At 29.1% G+C, this 1,071-nt stretch carries 1 protein-coding gene; it reads left to right on the forward strand.

Features of this window, described 5'->3' with window-relative positions; genetic code table 11:
• The first annotated feature begins 105 nt into the window (after positions 1–105).
• Complete coding sequence (locus HMPREF1983_RS02940) at positions 106–1,044, forward strand: IS30 family transposase (RefSeq protein ID WP_021752802.1); 939 nt, start codon at positions 106–108, stop codon at positions 1,042–1,044.
• Positions 1,045–1,071: the final 27 nt, after the last annotated feature.

Raw genomic sequence — 1,071 nt, forward strand, 5'->3', positions numbered from 1 at the left:
TAGATAAGTTGTAAAATAAAGTGCAACAGTAAGATAAAAAAAGAGACTCATAAAGAACAAACGTGTAAAATGTTAATAACGACAAAAACACCACGGAGGTTCAATATGAGCTATAAACATCTTACCACAAAACAAAGAAATAGTATAGAGACGTTACTCAATGAAGGATATTCAATGAGAAAAATTGGTAAATCAATAGGAGTAAATGTATCAACTATATCAAGAGAAATAAAGAGATGTAAGAAGAATAACTATACGTCTGAAGAGGCTCAAAAAGACTATGAAAGTAAATCTAAGAAAAAAGGGAAAAAGATAAAATTAACTGTTGAATTAGAAGAAATAATCAGTTTAAAACTGAAAGAAAGATGGTCTCCGGAACAAATAGTAGGAAGATTATTTCAAGGGGAATTATCATTTAAAACAATATATAATTGGATATATCAAAAGCTAATAGCCGTAGATTTAGAATTGTTAAGAAGAAAAGGAAGAAGTAGAAAACCAAAAGAAACCAGAGGGAAATTTAATGTAGGAACATCTATTTCAAAAAGACCCAAAGAAGTTAAGAAAAGAGAAACTTTTGGACATTGGGAACTAGATACTGTAGTTTCATCAAGAGGAAAAAGCAAAGGTTGCTTAGCTACTTTTGTAGAAAGGAAAACAAGATATTATATAGCTATTCCAATGAAAGATAGAAGTAAGAAATCTATGTTAAAAGCTATTAGAATGCTTCATAAACTACTTCCTAACGAAGCGTTTAAAACTTTCACCTCAGACAGAGGTAAAGAATTTTCATGTTACAAAGATGTAGAGAATATGGGGATAGATTTTTATTTTGCAGATCCTTATTCTTCTTGGCAGAGAGGTACTAATGAAAATAGTAATGGTCTTCTTAGGGAATATTACCCTAAAAAGACTGATTTAAGCAATATAAATATTTCTAAATTAATTGATAATCTTGTTCAACTTAATAATAGACCTAGAAAATGTTTAAATTATAAAACACCGTTAGAGGCTTTATTACATGAATTGATTTTTTTGAGTTGAGTGTTGCACTTTTATTTGCAATTCGTC

Source organism: Gemella bergeri ATCC 700627 (genome assembly GCF_000469465.1).
GTDB lineage: Bacteria > Bacillota > Bacilli > Staphylococcales > Gemellaceae > Gemella > Gemella bergeri.